Origin of the sequence: Nocardiopsis sp. LDBS0036 (genome assembly GCF_041228755.1) — a bacterium.
Lineage (GTDB): Bacteria > Actinomycetota > Actinomycetes > Streptosporangiales > Streptosporangiaceae > Nocardiopsis > Nocardiopsis dassonvillei.
The window spans coordinates 4,206,953-4,221,835 of sequence record NZ_CP141103.1; the positions used below are offsets into that span (position 1 = coordinate 4,206,953).

The window sequence follows — 14,883 nt, forward strand, 5'->3', positions numbered from 1 at the left end:
GACCTGTCGACAGGCCGACAAGTCGTTCAGGGGCCGCACTCCGGCCGCCGGACCCTGCCCTGGCCGACGGAACCCGATCAGGGAAACGCGAAGGGCCGGTTGCTCCGCGCCGCGCACACCGTGCGTCGGCTCGGACCAACCGGCCCTCGCTACCTCTACCGGCCGGACGCTCACCCGCGTGAGCATCGGCCTCGTGCGGTGGAGGAGGGATTTGAACCCTCGAAGGGTTGCCCCTTACCCGCTTTCGAGGCGGGCGCCATCGGCCACTAGGCGACTCCACCGCGAGACACTCTACCGGATACGGCGCCGTGCGAAAAACCGGCTCAGGAGATCGGAGCACCTGTCCGAGAGCTCCCGCGGCACCAGGTCCGGCGGAACGACCTCCGGGCGGTGGTTGAGGCGGGGGTCGCGGACCGCGTCCCACACCGACCCGGCCGCGCCCGCCTTGGCGTCCCTCGCCCCGTAGACCAGCCGGTCCACGCGGGAGAGCACCGTCGCGCCCGCGCACATCGTGCAGGGTTCGAGGGTGACCACCAGGGTGCAGCCGCCCAGCCGCCACTCGCCTCGCGCGCGTGCGGCGGCCCGCAGCGCCAGCACCTCGGCGTGCGCGGTGGGGTCGCCGGTGGCCTCGCGCTCGTTGCGCCCGGTGCCCAGGACGGCGCCGTCGGCGTCCAGCACGACCGCGCCCACCGGCACGTCGCCCGTCTCCAAGGCGGCCTCGCCCTCGGCGATCGCCGCGCGCAGCGCGGCGTCGAGGACGTCCCGTCCGATCACAGCCTCATGCCGTCGAGGATCTCGGCGAAGCCCGCGCGCTCGGCCACCACGGCCAGGACGTCGCTGGGCAGGACCCCGCCGCCGACGGACAGGGAGCGCAACTCCTCCTCGGTCAGGCCCAGGTCGGAGAGCAGGCCCCCGTCGCCGTCGGGCCGCGGGTCGGGCCGGGCTCCGGCGCTCTCGGAGGGCGGCGGCGCGCCCAGCCCCCCGGCCTCGGACAGCACCGAGGCCAGCGGGTGGTCGTGCACCACCCGCGCGTCGGAGAGGTACACGCGCGGCTCGCCGCCGTCGTCGTCGGCGCGCACGATGGCGAACCACTCGTCGTCGGCCTCCACCAGCAGGATCGAGACCTCGCTGCCCCGGTCGGTCGCGAAGTCGAGCATCAGTTCGGTGACGTCGTCGATGACGTCCACGTCCCCGAGTTCGACCTCGGTTCCCCGCCACGTCCTCCCGTTGGGAGCGAAGACCGCTGCGAAGGTCGACACCGCGTGCTCTCCTGTTCGCCCGGATGCTCTTCTAGAGCAGGTCCTTACCCCATACCGTCCAGTACACGCTGGAAGGACTGGGCGAATCCCAGCCGCTCGGACACGCTGGCCAGCACCTCGTCGGGGTACAGGTCCAGATCGCCCGCCAGGGCGCCCAGCTCCATCTCGTCCAGTCCGAGGTCGGCCACGATGGACAGGTCGCCCGCGGGCAGCACCTGGTCCAGGTCGTCGTCGTCCGGCTGGTCGATGTCCAGGTAGTCCAGGACGTCCCGGGCCACCTGCCAGTCCACGGACGCGGTCACGTCGGACAGGAAGAGGGAGACGTCCTCACCGTAGACGCGCACGATGATGAAGAAGTCGTCGCCGACCGAGACCAGACCGAGGGAGCCGCTGATGCTCGGCTGCTGGCGCAGGGCGTGGATCAGCCCCTTGAGGTCGTGCGTCAGGGTCACGGGGAGCAGGTCGACGTCCCAGTACTCCTCTTCCCTGTACGCGATGGCCGCGAAGTCGCCCGAGTCGTCGTCACCATGATCGAGCACTGTCATCGTCACCCCAACCCGGCCGGTGTATCGGTGCGGACGAAGGAATCCCGGATCGCCCGTGCGAGTGACATGGTAACGATCACTCCGGTGCCACCGTCCCCCTTGGTCCGCGTCATTCCGGACCACGCTCTCATGAGAACCGGATCCCCGCTGCCCCTCCGCCGCTCCCACGCCCCCCGGGAGGCCCCGGCCGCGCGGCCGCGCCGGTCCGGAGCGGGGACCGCGCGGCCCTCGGCGCCTCCGGTCCGGTGAATGCGCGCGGTTAGACTCGGGCAGGCCTCCTCCCCAGCCACCGTCTTGTTGTCCCAGCTCAACCGGAGAACGCTTTGGAAACCCTGGTCGTCGACCACCCCCTGGTCGCGCACAAACTGACCACCCTGCGCGACGTGGGTACCGACTCCCCGACCTTCCGGCGCCTGACCGACGAGTTGGTGACCCTGCTCGCCTACGAGGCGACCCGGGACGTCCGAGTGACGGACGTCACCATCCGGACCCCGCTCGTGGAGACCACCGGAACGCAGCTGACACGTCCCACGCCGCTCGTGGTGCCGATCCTGCGCGCGGGCCTGGGCATGCTCGACGGGATGACCCGCCTGCTGCCCACCGCCGAGGTCGGCTTCCTGGGGATGGCCCGCGACGAGGACACCCTCCAGCCCGCCACCTACGCCGACCGGCTGCCGCAGGACCTGTCCGGCCGCCAGTGCTACGTGCTGGACCCGATGCTGGCCACCGGCGGCACCCTGGCCGCCGCGCTCAGGCTCCTGGTGGAGCGGGGCGCCGACCACATCACCGCGATCTGTCTGCTCGCCGCCCCCGAGGGCCTGACCGCGGTGGAGCACAGGCTCGCCGAGGAACTGGACCCCGACCACGGCGCGACCCTGCGCGTGGTGACGGCCGCGGTGGACGAGCGGCTCAACGAGCAGGGCTTCATCCTGCCGGGGCTGGGCGACGCGGGCGACCGCCTCTACGGCTGCGCCTGAGACACATCCGCCCCATCCACCCCCAGCGCCCACCGGATCACGGTTGGGCGCTTTTTCGGCTCTTTTTGCTACCGGAGGAATGAACGACCGAAAACCGGGCATGCCTGCAGCCGACTCCCCCGTCCGCCCAGGTGGACACGGCGAGCCGGCGCAAGCGCCGACACGGTTTTGCATTAGCCGAATTCATTTCGAGACGGTAATGTAACAGAGAGGAGTGAAGATGGTTCTCGCACGCCCGTAAGCGGAGACCAGCCGGACCGAAACACCCCTCGCCCCTAGACCCCTCATCATCAGCCCGCTGACACCGCACGCCCGCGCCTCCTCCGGCGCGACGCTTCGTCCACCCTCCAGCGGCTACCGAAAGATCCCGGAAGAACACACAGCGCGACCCCCGTAGCCCCCAAGGAGTGAGATGACCGAGAACCCCTCCACCTCGACCGCCCGCGACTCTCGCTTCGAACCGGTGCGGAGCCGGTTGGCCGAGGAGTTCTCCGAGGTGCACCACACCTCCACCGTCACGCGGTGCGTGGACGCGGCGCGGCACGGCGCCGAGGACGTGACCGGCAAGGCCACCCCCGAGCTCGTGGAGCGGATCGCCCGACAGCACCTCCAGGTGCTCGCGCTGGCCTTCGCCGAGCAGTCCTAGCGGATCCGAGCAGGTCCTACCGAGGTTTTCGGCCTGTCCGAACTCCGGTGACCTGGACAGGGGGCTATGAATTACCCCCTTATATCCAGCAGTGTCCTTAATGTCATAGTCCTCAGCGGACCTGAACCACATTCCGGACCACCAATCACTGGGTTACCAACACCACCGGAACCGGACACAGCCCGCATGCGAGGAAGGTCCGACATACCGCCACGCCGAGGGTGCGCCCCAGGCTTTACGGGCATGATGGTCGGTGCGACAATCACTGCTGGGTTGGTGGGTCAGGTGGATTCCAAGGGGAGTCAGTCGTGGCGAAGTTGAAAAAATGGGGCGGCTACGCGCTCATCGCTTTCGTGGCGTTCTATCTGTTCACACAGCCGGAAAGCGCTGCGGGGGTCATCGAGAGCGCTCTGGGCGGTCTGATGGGGGGCGCGGAGTCGATGTCCCGTTTCGTCAACGCGCTCCTGTAACCGGAACGGTCGGGTGGCATGCGGCTCGTAGCGTCGAGTAACAGCGCTCCTGCGTCGGTCAACCGCTACCTCCTGCCGCACGAGCAGGACGTGGTGACCATCCGTCGGCACCCCGCGGTGCTGATCGGTCCGGTCGGAGCGGTCCTCGGCGCGCTGATCCTCGCCGGGATCCTCAGCAACACCTCCATCGCCGACAGCGCAGCGACGCTGGCGATCATCTGGTGGGTGTGGCTGCTGGTGTTGGTGTGGTTCGTGTGGCGGGTAGCGGAGTGGTCGGTGGACTACTTCGTCATCACCTCCGCACGACTCCTGCTGACCACCGGCCTGATCGTCCGGCAGGTGAACATGATGCCGCTGGGCAAGGTCACCGACATGAGGTTCGAGCGGACCCTGCTGGGCCGCTTCCTCGGTTACGGGACCTTCGTGATGGAGTCGGCCGGTCAGGACCAGGCCCTGAGCCGGATCGACTTCATCCCCTACCCGGAGCAGCTCTACCTGGAGGTCGTGGGGCTCATCTTCAAGGAGTGACCGCCGCGCCTCAAGGCCCACGCGGAGCACCCGCCGTCCCGGCGGGTGCTCTCGCTGTGTTCGGGCCCCTGCCGGGCGGGCGGTAGGCGGTCCCCGGTGAACCGTGGCCTCCGCACACGGCCGGGCCACTCCGGTGCGGTGCCACCGCGGCGCGGCGCCGGGCGCGCGGCCGGACCGGGCGCCCCCTTCGCACTTCGTTCACCTTCCGTTCACCTTCCCTTCGGGTGACACACTCCTTTCCCCTGCGCAGGTCAGAGAACCGTCACACAGGGCATTCGTCACATCACGCATAGAACCCCCCGACCTGGGCATGTCTCCAAACAGGCCTCACACGGAGGCCGAGCCCCCGATGGACCGAGCCCGCGAGCTCCAGCGAATTGACTCGAAGGTGAACGTACGGTTAACTTGGGGCATCTGAAACGGAAACGAGGAGGGTCCCATGGCGCGCAGGACGGACCGTGCACCCCACCCCACTCGGTTCTCGACGACCCGTCGGCGCATCCGCCTCTCGGCTGGGACCAACCGCCTCTCCGGTCTCGCGACCGAGCCGGTCAACGTCCCGCAGCCCCGCGAGGACGCCGACGCGACGACGTCGGGACACCCGATCATGCACTGGGTGCTGGTGACCGACGACAAGGGTCGGAGCCGCCCCGAGGTCCGCTGGCTCTAGCCAGCGGCTCGAACGAAGGCCTCCCCGCCGGATCCTCCGGACGGGGAGGCCTTCGTCATGGGCCCCGCGGCCGACCGCGCCCTCCGTACGGGCGGGTCCGGTCCGTGAAGGGCCGCACCGGGTCCGGCGCACGGGTGCGCGGCGGACCGAAGCGAGCACAGGGGGCCGCCCCGCGGGGCGGCCCCCTCGTCCTGTGCGGAGTCCGCGCGGGGCCTCCCGGCGACGCCCTCCTGGTGCCACGTCCCTTTGTCGACAAATCGGCTTGACCATAAAGAGCAAAGTGGTTAGCCATTACAGGGCCTCTGGTACCCCGAACACCGTGATGTCGGTCTCACGGATGTCCGCTTGACGACCAAGAAAACGAGACGTATCGTCTTCCCCATGAGGCTGATCTTCCTGTAGTCCCGCGTCCGACGCCCGAGCCGCCGCCAGCGCCCAGTGCCGCACGGCGACCTCCCCACGCTCCCCGGCGTCGCCGTACCGCGGTCGACCACGGAAGGCCTCACCGTTCCCTTTTCTCGGACCCGCGCCATCGCCGCGCCCTGTCCGAAACCCGGAACGCCAGCGCCCCACCGTCGATCCGCGGCTCCTCTCCCAGCCACACCGCAGATCAGGAGGCGCGCATGCTCACCGCCCGAGTACGAGCACAGTCCCAGCTCACCCTCAACGACATCACCCACCGCTACGGCGACCACACCGTGCTCGACCGTGTCACCCTCACCATCAGCCCCGGCGAGCGCGTCGGGATCATCGGCGACAACGGCTCGGGCAAGAGCACGCTGCTGCGCCTGCTCGCCGGGGAGGAGGAGCCCACCAACGGCGACCTCACGGTCCGGGCTCCGGGAGGAACCGGCTACCTGCCGCAGACCCTGGAGGCGGTGGGGGTCTCCACCGGCACCGTCGGCGACGCGATCGACTCCGCCCTGGCCGTCCTGCGCGACATGGAGGCGCGCCTGCGCGCGGCGGAGAGCACGCTCGGCTCGGCCACCCCGGAGGAGCTGGACGCCTACGGCGACCTGCTGGCCCGGTTCGAGGCGCGCGGCGGCTACGACGCCGACGCGCGCGTCGACGCCGGACTGCACGGGCTGGGCCTTCCCGGCCTGGACCGCGACCGCCCGCTGAGGACCCTCTCCGGCGGGGAGCGCTCGCGCCTGGCCCTGGCCGCGATGCTGGCGGCCTCGCCCGAACTGCTCCTGTTGGACGAGCCCACCAACGACCTGGACGACCGCGCGGTCGCCTGGTTGGAGGACCGGCTCCGCCGCCACCGGGGCACGGTCGTGGCCGTCACCCACGATCGGGCGTTCCTGGCCAACGTGACCGACACCGTCCTGGAGGTCGACCACGACCTGCGCCGGATCCACCGTTACGGCAACGGCTACGACGGGTTCCTGGCCGCGAAGGCCTCGGCCAGGGCCCGGTGGATCCGCGAGTACGAGGAGTGGAGGGCCGACCTGGCCCGGCAGCGCAGGCTGGCCGAGAACAGCATCGCGGCCCTGAAGGCCATCCCGCGCAAGATGGAGAAGGCCGCGTTCGGCCACGGGGCGTTCAAGATGCGGGGGGCCGCGCACGGTTCCATGGGCCGCGTCCGCAACGCCAAGGAGAGGGTGGAGAGGCTGACCGCCGACCCGGTGGCGCCGCCGCCGGTACCGCTGCGGATGACCGCCGGGTTCACCGGATCCCGCACCGGTGAGAGCGCTCCGGCCGCCTCGCTGGAGGGGGTCCGGGTGGACCACCGCCTGGAGGTGCCCTGCCTGGACCTCGCTCCGGGCGAACGCGTGCTGGTCACCGGGCCGAACGGGGCGGGCAAGACCACCCTGCTCCGGCTCCTGTCCGGGGACGCGGTCCCCGACGAGGGGCGGGTTTCGGTCCCCGGCCGGGTGGGTTACCTGCGTCAGGAGGACGGTTCCTTCGCCGCCGGACAGACCGTGCTCGGCGCCTACGCCGCGGGGCGGCCCGGGTTCGCCGAGGACCACCGGGACGAGCTCGCCTCGCTCGGGCTGTTCCGGCCCGGGGAGCTGGACCAGCCGGTGGCGTCCCTGTCGGTGGGCCAGCGCCGCAGGATCGAGGTCGCCCGGCTGACGTCGGGTGCCTACGACCTGCTGCTCCTGGACGAGCCGACCAACCACCTCTCCCCCGGTCTCGTGGAGGACCTGGAGGAGGCGCTGACACGTTACGAGGGCACGCTGGTGGTCGTCACCCACGACCGCAGGACCCGACAGCGCTTCACCGGCCGCCACCTGGAACTACGGGAGGGGATCGTGGTCAGCGACTCCGTGTGAAGCGGACGTAGCGCTTTGTCGACAAATCGGCTTGACCATAAACCGCTATTACGACTAGCCGATATTCGGGGCCCGCCGCGCGGCGGGCCCCGAAGCACCGGTCTAGCCGGGTGCCATGTCGACGAACCGGCTGTAGTGGCCCTGGAAGGCCACGGTCACGTCCGCCGTGGGGCCGTTGCGGTGCTTGGCCACGATGATGTCCGCCTCGCCCGCGCGCGGCGACTCCTTGTCGTGCACGTCCTCGCGGTAGAGCAGGATGACCATGTCCGCGTCCTGCTCGATCGATCCGCTCTCACGGAGGTCGGACACCTGCGGGCGTTTGTCGGTGCGCTGCTCGGGGCCTCGGTTCAGCTGGGAGAGCGCCACCACCGGGACCTCCAGCTCCTTGGCCAGGAGCTTGAGCGACCGGGACATCTCCGAGACCTCCTGCTGACGGCTCTCCACCCGGCCGGGCGAGCTCATCAGCTGGAGGTAGTCGACGATGACCAGCTTGAGGTCGTGCTGCTGCTTGAGCCGCCGGCACTTGGCCCGGATCTCCATCATCGACATGTTCGGGGAGTCGTCGATGAACAGGGGCGCGTTGGCCACCTCGCCCATGCGCCTGGCCAGGCGGGTCCAGTCCTCGTCGGTCATCAGACCCGAGCGCATGGTGTGCAGGGGCACCCGGGCCTCCGCCGACAGCAGGCGCATGACGATCTCGTTGCGCCCCATCTCCAGGCTGAAGAAGACCGCGGTCATGTCGTGCTTGATGGACGCCGCACGCGCGAAATCCAGGGCCAGCGTCGAGTTGTGGGTGGGGACCATCGACCGGGTGGCCAGGAACAGGTGGTCCGGGTGGTCCACCTGGACGCAGCGGACCGGAACGCTCTCCACCGGTCGCACCTCGGTGACGAACCGGGAGCCGATCCGTGCGTAACCTCGGTCGGCGCCGCGCTCCCGGTGCGCACGCCTCTTGCGTGCGAGTCGGAAGACCTCGCTCCTGGAGCCGAAGGTGACCGTGTAGCAGGTCGACGATTCCTCCGACCGGCCGCCGACCCGCCTGGTCGACATCCCGGTGCGGTACCCCAGGCTGTGCGCCAGTTCCCGGAAGCCGTTCGCCAGGCGCTGGCTGGTGACCGCGAACTGCACGGAGCCGGTGGCGTTCACCGTGCCGTCCGTGTCCAGCAGACCGGCGAGGAGGGCGCGCCGCTGGTCGGCCGAGGCGCGCAGGTACTCCTGGGGGATGTGCTTGTTCCCCAGAACCCCGAGGGTGCGCAACCGCGCCTGGACACTGCCGTGGCTGGTGACGCACTCACGGCACCGGAGCTGACCGAAGCAGGGGCGCCCGCAGTCGACGCAGGAGGTGTGCGGCACAGGATCGGAGACGAAGCGCGCCTTGCCCCCGCACGACTGCCCACAGCTGCGCACGTGAGGCAGGGAGGGCACGAACTCCGTTCCGCACACCACGCACTCACGGGCCGTGGGCGTGGTGTCCTCCTCCGGCAGGAAGACACCATAGGTCATGCCGGTGGAGCCGACCGGCTTGGTCACGAGTCCCTCGGCCTCGATGTTGAGCAGGACCTCGGGGTCCGTGCTGGTGACCCGGGCGGCGGCGGAGGCTCCGTCACCGAGCCAGGCGCCGAGGAAGTAGGGCGGCAGGGGGAGGTCGCGTTCGGGCAGCTCGATGGCCTCCGCGTTGACCACCGAGTGGTTCAGCCTGCGGTCGGCGGTCTCCGTACGCAGGGTCCGGGCGATCTCCCTGGTGGTCCTCACCTCGGGCAGCACACGGGGAACCGTGCCCCGGGCCTCGGCCTCCCGGGCCGCGCGCCGCGAGGCCCGCGTGTGGGTCAGCCACTGGTGGTCGCCGTCGGCGACGACGGTGGTGCCGTCGTCGAACACGACCTCGAAGCAGGGCCGCCCGGTCATGACCTCGGTGGCGGCCACCACCCGGGTGGGTGTCCCGTCGGCGGCGATCAGCTCGGTGCCGACCTCCACCTCCCCCATGGTGGTCCATCCGCCGGGTGTCGGCAGGGGCGTGTCCAGGGCCAGCGCCTTGCCAACGGCCGGGCGGGCGGCGATGATGACCATCTGGCCGGGGTGGAGGCCGTTGGTGAGGGCGTCGAAGTCGGCGAAGCCGGTGGGCACGCCGGTCATGGTCCCGTCGTTGGCGCCGATCGCCTCGATCTCGTCCAGGGCGCCCGGCATGATGTCGGCGAGCGCGACGTAGTCCTCGCCGGTGCGCTTCTCCGCGACCTTGTAGATCTCGGCCTGGGCGTGGTCGACCAGGTCGTCCACCTCGCCGTCCCCGGCGTAGCCGATCTGGGCGATGCGGGTGCCCACCTCGACCAGGCGGCGCAGGACCGCGCGGTCGGAGACGATCTTGGCGTAGTAGCCCGCGTTGGCCGCGGTCGGGATGGCCTCGGTGAGGGTGTGCAGGTAGAGGGCGCCGCCGACCCGGGTGGCCTCGCCGCGCTTGGTCAGCTCGGCGTTGACCGAGATGGCGTCCACGGGCTCGCCGCGGGAGAAGAGGTCGACGATGCTCTCGTAGATGATCTGGTGCGCGGGGCGGTAGAAGTCGGCGGAGCGGATGATCTCCACGACCTGCGTGATGGCGTCCTTGGACAGCAGCATGCCGCCGAGCACGCTCTGCTCGGCCTGGATGTCGTGGGGCGGGGTGCGCTCGTATCCGCCTTCTTCAGGTGGCTGCTCAGCGACACTCACGAACGCTCCCCCGGGACGGTACTTCCGTCGACCCGGGAACGGGCCGACCCTTCCAGGATGCCCCATGGCGGACGCCGGAGGCGCCTCGACCGGAGGTTGTGGACACGTCCCCTACCACCATGTCCGGTGCCCCGCAGGGCATCCCGAACCGGGGTTGTGCACATCACCTGTGGATAACTTTGTCACGACCGCTGCATATAGCCTTTGACCTGCCAAAACGCAGGATGCAGTCAGGGGGTGCAAGATGCCTCACAGGGCGTGTTTCCACAAGTTATCCACAGGCTTCAGCCGGGGTGTGGATAACTCCACACCCGCGTAGAACGCGTGTCCGATACTGTGTGCTGGTCATGCCACAACTGCTTTCGGCCGCCCCTTTCCGGCACCGCCACGACCGCGAGATCCTCGCCCTGGCGGTCCCGACGTTCTTCGCGCTCATCAGCGAGCCGCTGTTCCTGCTCACCGACTCCGCGATCGTCGGCACGCTGGGCACCGAGGCGCTCGGCGGCCTGGGCGTGGCCGGGCAGGTGCTGCTCACGCTCGTGGCCGTCTGCGTCTTCCTCGCCTACGGCACCACCGCGGCGGTCTCGCGCAGGTTCGGCGCGGGCGACGTCCCCGGGGGCGTGCGGGACGGCGTGGACGGGCTGTGGCTCGCGGTCCTGCTGGGTCTCGCCGCCGTCGCGATCGGCTGGCCGCTCGGCCCGGTGATGGTGGAGGCGCTGGGCGCCTCGCCGGACGTGGCGCCCCACGCCCTGACCTATCTGCGCATCAGCCTGCTCAGTACGCCGTTCCTGCTCATCGTCATGGCGGGCACCGGTGTGCTGCGCGGCCTCCAGGACGCCCGGACCCCGCTGGTGGTGGCGGTCTGCTCCTACGTCGCCAACGCGGTGCTGTGCTCGGTGTTCGTGCTGGTCCTGGACTGGGGCATCGCGGGTTCGGCCTGGTCGACGGTGCTCGCCCAGGGCGGGGGCGCGTTCTGGTACGTGATGACGATCGCGCGCGCGGCCCGGCGCGAGGGCGTGTCGCTCATGCCCACGACGGCGGGCCTGCGCGCCTCGGCCTCGGCGGGGTTCGCCCTGTTCCTGCGCAGCGTGTCGATGCGCGTGGTGGCCCTGGTGACCACGGCGGTGGCGGCCCGGCTGGGCGACGCGTCGATCGCCGCGCACCAGGTGAGCCACAACATCTGGGCGCTGCTGGTGTTCGCCATGGACGCGATCGCCATCGCTGGGCAGTCCATCGTGGGCCGCTACCTGGGCGCGGGGGACGTCCAGGGCACCCGGGACGCCACGCGGCGCATGGTGGAGTGGGGCGTGGGACTGGGCCTGGTCTTCATGGCGGTGGTGTTCCTGGCGCTGCCGTGGGCGTGGATCCCGTTCACCTCCGACCCCGAGGTGCGGGTCCTGATCACGGCCTCGCTGGTGGTGGTCGCGCTGTTGCAGCCGCTGAGCGGGGTGACCATGGTGCTGGACGGCGTGCTGATGGGCGCCGGGGACCAGCGCTACCTGGCGTGGGCGTCCCTGTGGACGATGCTGGTCTTCCTGCCGTTCGCCCTGGTCCTGCCGCGGCTGGCGGACGGCCCCATGTGGGCGCTGGTGAGCCTGTGGATCGCCTTCGGGGTGTGGATCCTCGCCCGCGCGGTCACCCTCGGGTTCCGGGCCCGGAGTACGGCCTGGCTGGTCACCGGCGCGTACCGGCCCTGATCAGGGGCCCGCCACGGCGCGGCCGTGGCGGGCCCGGTTCCCGCGTCCCTCCGGTGGACCGGCGGGGTCACGTGAACGTGTCGCGCTCACCGACGGCGGGTCCGTGACTGTAGGGCCTCACCTGTTCGTCCCGCGGCACGTCGGGGTAGGTCGGCAGCTGGTCGGGCTCCGGCGCCGCGACCGCCGCCGCGCCCGGGTGGGCGAGCTGTTCCCGCATCCTGCTCCTGACGGTGGAGCGGAGCTGGGGAAGCGCCGCGTAGAGCTTGTCGCCGGGACAGCCCGTCGCGTTGAAGTCGCGGTGGCCGACGATGGCCTCGTCGGGGTCCAGCCGGTAGGCCAGGCACAGCCAGGCGCAGGTGTCGGCCAACGACTCCAACAGGAGCGCGGGCGGGGTCGCCGAGGTGTAGGTGCCCTCGTTCTCGATCCCGATCGCGTGCTCGTTGTGGTTGGCGGTGTGCGCGCCGAGCACGTGGTGTCCCGCGCTGACGGCCTGCAGGCTCTGGTCGCGCCCCTCCATGATGTGGCCGCCGCGGCTGATGGTGAACTGCTGCCCCATGTCGCTCCACCCGTTGGTGTCCATGTGGTACCGCTGGATGGAGCGCGACAGCGACGCGGCGTGCGAGGTCGAGGTGTCGGACGCGTTCGCCGTGGCGGTGTGGTGCACGACGATGTGCGTGGCCCCGCGGCGCACGACCTCGATCTTGTTCTTCGGAGCGCGCGCCCCCCAGTCGGCGCGCGTGTACACCTTGGGTCGCGTGGCCGCGGAGGCCCGGTCCACGGCGGGGATCCCGGCGATCCCGCCGAGGAGCACTCCCCCGGCGGCGAGGGCGGTCCCCCGCAGAACGGTCCTGCGGTCCACCCGTGTGTGTCGGCCCGGCTCGTCTCTTCTTTCCACGGTCATGGCTCTGCGTCCTCTCCGTGCTGGGTGGTGCAACGTACGACACCAACACAGAGAACACGATAGATTACAAAGAGTAATCAAAGGGTTGTCTGTCGGCCAGGCGTGTCAGGAGAACCGAGCGAGAACGCGGACCGCCTCCGGGGGGTCGGGCCGCGGGGGAAGCACCGGGGGTGCGACGCAGATCTCGGGGGAGCCCGGAGAAACAGCGGGGCCCCGCCTCCCGGAAGGGAGACGGGGCCCGACGTGCACGGCGTCGGTCAGGAACCGACGACGTCCAGCTTGATCGTCGCGGAGACCTCGGGGTGCAGGCGGACCTGGACCTTGTGGCTTCCGACGGCCTTGATCGGGTTCTTGATCTCGATCCGGCGCTTGTCCAGTTCGGGACCACCGGTCGCCTTGACGGCGTCGGCGATGTCCGCGGGCGTGACCGAACCGAACAGGCGGCCACCCTCGCCGGCGCGCTGCTTGAGGCGCACGGTGAGCGCGTTGACGCGGCCAGCGACCTGCTGGGCCTCGTCGAGCGTGCGGATGTCACGCGCGGAGCGCGCGCGCTGGATCAGGTCGATCTGCTTCTGACCGCCGCGCGTCCACCGGATGGCGAACCCGCGGGGCAGCAGGTAGTTGCGACCGTAGCCGTTCTTCACCTCGACGACATCGCCGGGGGCTCCGAGACCGTTGACCTCGTGGGTCAAAATCAGCTTCACGACAAAAACCTCCCTCGGATATCGCCGTTAGCGGGCGGTGCTGGTGTAGGGCAGCAGGGCCACCTCGCGCGCGTTCTTGATCGCGGTCGCGACGTCGCGCTGGTGCTGGGTGCAGTTACCCGTGACGCGGCGGGCGCGGATCTTGCCGCGCTCGGAGATGAACTTGCGGAGAAGCGTGGTGTCCTTGTAGTCGATGTAGGACTGCTTCTCCTGGCAGAAGAGGCAAACCTTCTTCTTGGGCTTGCGCGCTGCCGGCTTAGCCATCGTGGTGCTCCTTCGCAAGAGCCCCGGGGTCCTCCCGGGGATGGTCTGGTGTGGAAAGGGTCTGGCGCCTCGGGGCGCCGGACGGGGTACTCGCCGCGGTTAGAACGGGGGCTCGTCGGAGAAGCCCCCGCCTCCGCCGCCGAAGCCGCCGCCACCGCCGCCGTTGGTCGCCCACGGGTCGTCGGCCGGGGGACCGCTGCGGCCTCCGCCGCCCTGCGACCCGCCGAAGCCGCCGCCCTGGTTCCCGTAGCCGCCGCCCTGGGGCTGGCCGCCACCGAAACCACCGCCGCCGCCACCGCCGAAGCCGCCTCCGCCGCCCTGGCGCTGCGACTTGGTCACCTTGGCGGTGGCGCTGCGCAGGGCCGGGCCGACCTCGTCGACGTCGATCTCGAAGACGGTCCGCTTCTCACCCTCGCGGGTCTCGTACGAGCGCTGCTTCAGCCGGCCCTGCACGATGACGCGCATGCCGCGCTGAAGGCTCTCGGCCACGTTCTCCGCGTACTGCCGCCAGACGGTGCAGGTGAGGAACATGGACTCGCCGTCCTTCCACTCCCCCGACGCGCGGTCGAAGGTGCGGGGCGTCGAGGCCACACGGAAGTTGGCGACCGCGGCTCCACTGGGAGTGAAGCGCAGTTCAGGGTCGTCGACCAGGTTGCCGACGAGCGTGATCTGGGTTTCGCCTGCCATGGATGGGCTCCGGTTCGAGGTAGTCGGATCAGGCGGTTTCGCCTGCTCCCCCGATCATCCGCGCGACCACCGACATAACAGCCGGGGCCGGGGGTGGATCGGGGCGGGGGACGGCGGCGGTGCGCCGCCTAGTGGACCTCGGGGCGGAGCACCTTGGTGCGGAGCACGGCCTCGGCGATACCGAGCTGGCGGTCCAGCTCCTTGACCGTGGCGGGCTCGGCGGTGAGGTCGATCACCGCGTAGATGCCCTCGGCGTTCTTGTCGATGTCGTAGGCGAGACGGCGCTTGCCCCAGATGTCGACCTTCTCCACCGAGCCGCCGTCGTTGCGGACGACACCCAGGAAGTTCTCCAGCGACGGGGCGACGGTGCGCTCGTCGAGGTTGGGGTCGAGGATGATCATGAGTTCGTAACGACGCATAGGCGTACGTTCCTCCTCTGGACTGTCGCGGCCATGGAATCTCCATAGCAGGAGGGCAGGAGTCCGGGACGGGTTCCGCGCCGCGGGGGCGGGCGTCGCGCGGACTCTGAGCCATACGGGACCCAAGATTACCAGCA

General features: G+C 70.3%; 16 protein-coding genes and 1 tRNA gene. 7 read left to right on the forward strand and 10 right to left on the reverse strand.

The window, feature by feature from the left end; translation table 11 throughout:
- Positions 1-196: 196 nt before the first annotated feature.
- From UIS43_RS17800 to UIS43_RS17815, 4 genes are all read right to left on the reverse strand, one after another.
- Positions 197-281 (reverse strand) — tRNA-Ser (locus UIS43_RS17800).
- A gap of 10 nt (positions 282-291) precedes the next feature.
- Positions 292-774, reverse strand: a complete 483-nt coding sequence (locus UIS43_RS17805; RefSeq protein WP_013155819.1) for a nucleoside deaminase — start codon at positions 772-774, stop codon at positions 292-294.
- Positions 771-1,259 (reverse strand): tRNA adenosine deaminase-associated protein, encoded by a 489-nt coding sequence (locus tag UIS43_RS17810; RefSeq protein WP_013155820.1) that lies wholly within the window; start codon positions 1,257-1,259, stop codon positions 771-773. Before UIS43_RS17810 ends, UIS43_RS17805 begins: the two co-directional genes overlap by 4 nt.
- Positions 1,260-1,303: 44 nt before the next feature.
- Positions 1,304-1,804, reverse strand: a complete 501-nt coding sequence (locus tag UIS43_RS17815; RefSeq protein WP_013155821.1) for a tRNA adenosine deaminase-associated protein — start codon at positions 1,802-1,804, stop codon at positions 1,304-1,306.
- 323 nt (positions 1,805-2,127) lie between these two features.
- Between UIS43_RS17815 and upp the strand changes: the two genes are divergently transcribed.
- The 6 genes from upp to UIS43_RS17845 all read left to right on the forward strand — a co-directional run bounded on the left by upp (position 2,128) and on the right by UIS43_RS17845 (position 7,374).
- Positions 2,128-2,781 carry a uracil phosphoribosyltransferase gene (gene upp / locus UIS43_RS17820; RefSeq protein ID WP_013155822.1) on the forward strand — a complete coding sequence of 218 codons (654 nt, stop codon included), beginning with the start codon at positions 2,128-2,130 and terminating at the stop codon, positions 2,779-2,781.
- Positions 2,782-3,193: 412 nt separating this feature from the next.
- Positions 3,194-3,427, forward strand: a complete 234-nt coding sequence (locus UIS43_RS17825) for a hypothetical protein (RefSeq protein WP_013155823.1) — start codon at positions 3,194-3,196, stop codon at positions 3,425-3,427.
- A 308-nt stretch (positions 3,428-3,735) separates the two neighbouring features.
- Complete coding sequence (locus UIS43_RS17830) at positions 3,736-3,897, forward strand: hypothetical protein (RefSeq protein WP_013155824.1); 162 nt, start codon at positions 3,736-3,738, stop codon at positions 3,895-3,897.
- 18 nt (positions 3,898-3,915) lie between these two features.
- Positions 3,916-4,425, forward strand: a complete 510-nt coding sequence (locus UIS43_RS17835) for a PH domain-containing protein (RefSeq protein ID WP_013155825.1) — start codon at positions 3,916-3,918, stop codon at positions 4,423-4,425.
- Between the two features lie 439 nt (positions 4,426-4,864).
- The gene (locus UIS43_RS17840; protein ID WP_013155826.1) at positions 4,865-5,095 is read left to right on the forward strand and encodes a hypothetical protein; all 231 of its coding nucleotides are present in this window, start codon (positions 4,865-4,867) and stop codon (positions 5,093-5,095) included.
- A 623-nt stretch (positions 5,096-5,718) separates the two neighbouring features.
- Positions 5,719-7,374, forward strand: coding sequence for a TlrC/CarA/OleB/SrmB family ABC-F type ribosomal protection protein (locus UIS43_RS17845; protein WP_013155827.1), 1,656 nt, complete (start codon positions 5,719-5,721; stop codon positions 7,372-7,374).
- Positions 7,375-7,476: 102 nt separating this feature from the next.
- On the opposite strand, the gene dnaB is transcribed toward UIS43_RS17845, so the two are convergent.
- The gene (dnaB, locus tag UIS43_RS17850) at positions 7,477-10,074 is read right to left on the reverse strand and encodes a replicative DNA helicase (RefSeq protein WP_013155828.1); all 2,598 of its coding nucleotides are present in this window, start codon (positions 10,072-10,074) and stop codon (positions 7,477-7,479) included.
- Between the two features lie 347 nt (positions 10,075-10,421).
- On the opposite strand from dnaB, the gene UIS43_RS17855 reads away from it, so the two are divergent.
- Positions 10,422-11,771 (forward strand): MATE family efflux transporter, encoded by a 1,350-nt coding sequence (locus UIS43_RS17855; protein WP_013155829.1) that lies wholly within the window; start codon positions 10,422-10,424, stop codon positions 11,769-11,771.
- A 67-nt stretch (positions 11,772-11,838) separates the two neighbouring features.
- Here UIS43_RS17855 and UIS43_RS17860 read toward each other — a convergent pair whose 3' ends face one another.
- The 5 genes from UIS43_RS17860 to rpsF form a co-directional block, all read right to left on the reverse strand.
- A complete protein-coding gene (locus UIS43_RS17860; RefSeq protein ID WP_198662514.1) occupies positions 11,839-12,672 on the reverse strand; it encodes a peptidoglycan recognition family protein in 834 nt (277 codons plus the stop codon).
- A gap of 257 nt (positions 12,673-12,929) precedes the next feature.
- Positions 12,930-13,376, reverse strand: coding sequence for a 50S ribosomal protein L9 (gene rplI, locus UIS43_RS17865; protein WP_013155831.1), 447 nt, complete (start codon positions 13,374-13,376; stop codon positions 12,930-12,932).
- 27 nt (positions 13,377-13,403) lie between these two features.
- The gene (rpsR, locus tag UIS43_RS17870; RefSeq protein WP_013155832.1) at positions 13,404-13,640 is read right to left on the reverse strand and encodes a 30S ribosomal protein S18; all 237 of its coding nucleotides are present in this window, start codon (positions 13,638-13,640) and stop codon (positions 13,404-13,406) included.
- Between the two features lie 99 nt (positions 13,641-13,739).
- Positions 13,740-14,327, reverse strand: a complete 588-nt coding sequence (locus UIS43_RS17875) for a single-stranded DNA-binding protein (RefSeq protein ID WP_013155833.1) — start codon at positions 14,325-14,327, stop codon at positions 13,740-13,742.
- 128 nt (positions 14,328-14,455) lie between these two features.
- Positions 14,456-14,746 carry a 30S ribosomal protein S6 gene (gene rpsF, locus UIS43_RS17880; RefSeq protein ID WP_013155834.1) on the reverse strand — a complete coding sequence of 97 codons (291 nt, stop codon included), beginning with the start codon at positions 14,744-14,746 and terminating at the stop codon, positions 14,456-14,458.
- Positions 14,747-14,883: the final 137 nt, after the last annotated feature.

Bases quoted from the DNA above. Each gene is read 5' to 3' on its own strand.
- UIS43_RS17835 (WP_013155825.1), top strand. From the start codon at position 3,916: ATGCGGCTCGTAGCGTCGAGTAACAGCGCTCCTGCGTCGGTCAACCGC.
- UIS43_RS17860 (WP_198662514.1), bottom strand. From the start codon at position 12,672: ATGACCGTGGAAAGAAGAGACGAGCCGGGCCGACACACACGGGTGGAC.
- rpsR (WP_013155832.1), bottom strand. From the start codon at position 13,640: ATGGCTAAGCCGGCAGCGCGCAAGCCCAAGAAGAAGGTTTGCCTCTTC.
- UIS43_RS17825 (WP_013155823.1), top strand. From the start codon at position 3,194: ATGACCGAGAACCCCTCCACCTCGACCGCCCGCGACTCTCGCTTCGAA.
- UIS43_RS17855 (WP_013155829.1), top strand. From the start codon at position 10,422: ATGCCACAACTGCTTTCGGCCGCCCCTTTCCGGCACCGCCACGACCGC.
- rpsF (WP_013155834.1), bottom strand. From the start codon at position 14,746: ATGCGTCGTTACGAACTCATGATCATCCTCGACCCCAACCTCGACGAG.
- UIS43_RS17815 (WP_013155821.1), bottom strand. From the start codon at position 1,804: ATGACAGTGCTCGATCATGGTGACGACGACTCGGGCGACTTCGCGGCC.
- UIS43_RS17840 (WP_013155826.1), top strand. From the start codon at position 4,865: ATGGCGCGCAGGACGGACCGTGCACCCCACCCCACTCGGTTCTCGACG.
- UIS43_RS17845 (WP_013155827.1), top strand. From the start codon at position 5,719: ATGCTCACCGCCCGAGTACGAGCACAGTCCCAGCTCACCCTCAACGAC.
- UIS43_RS17875 (WP_013155833.1), bottom strand. From the start codon at position 14,327: ATGGCAGGCGAAACCCAGATCACGCTCGTCGGCAACCTGGTCGACGAC.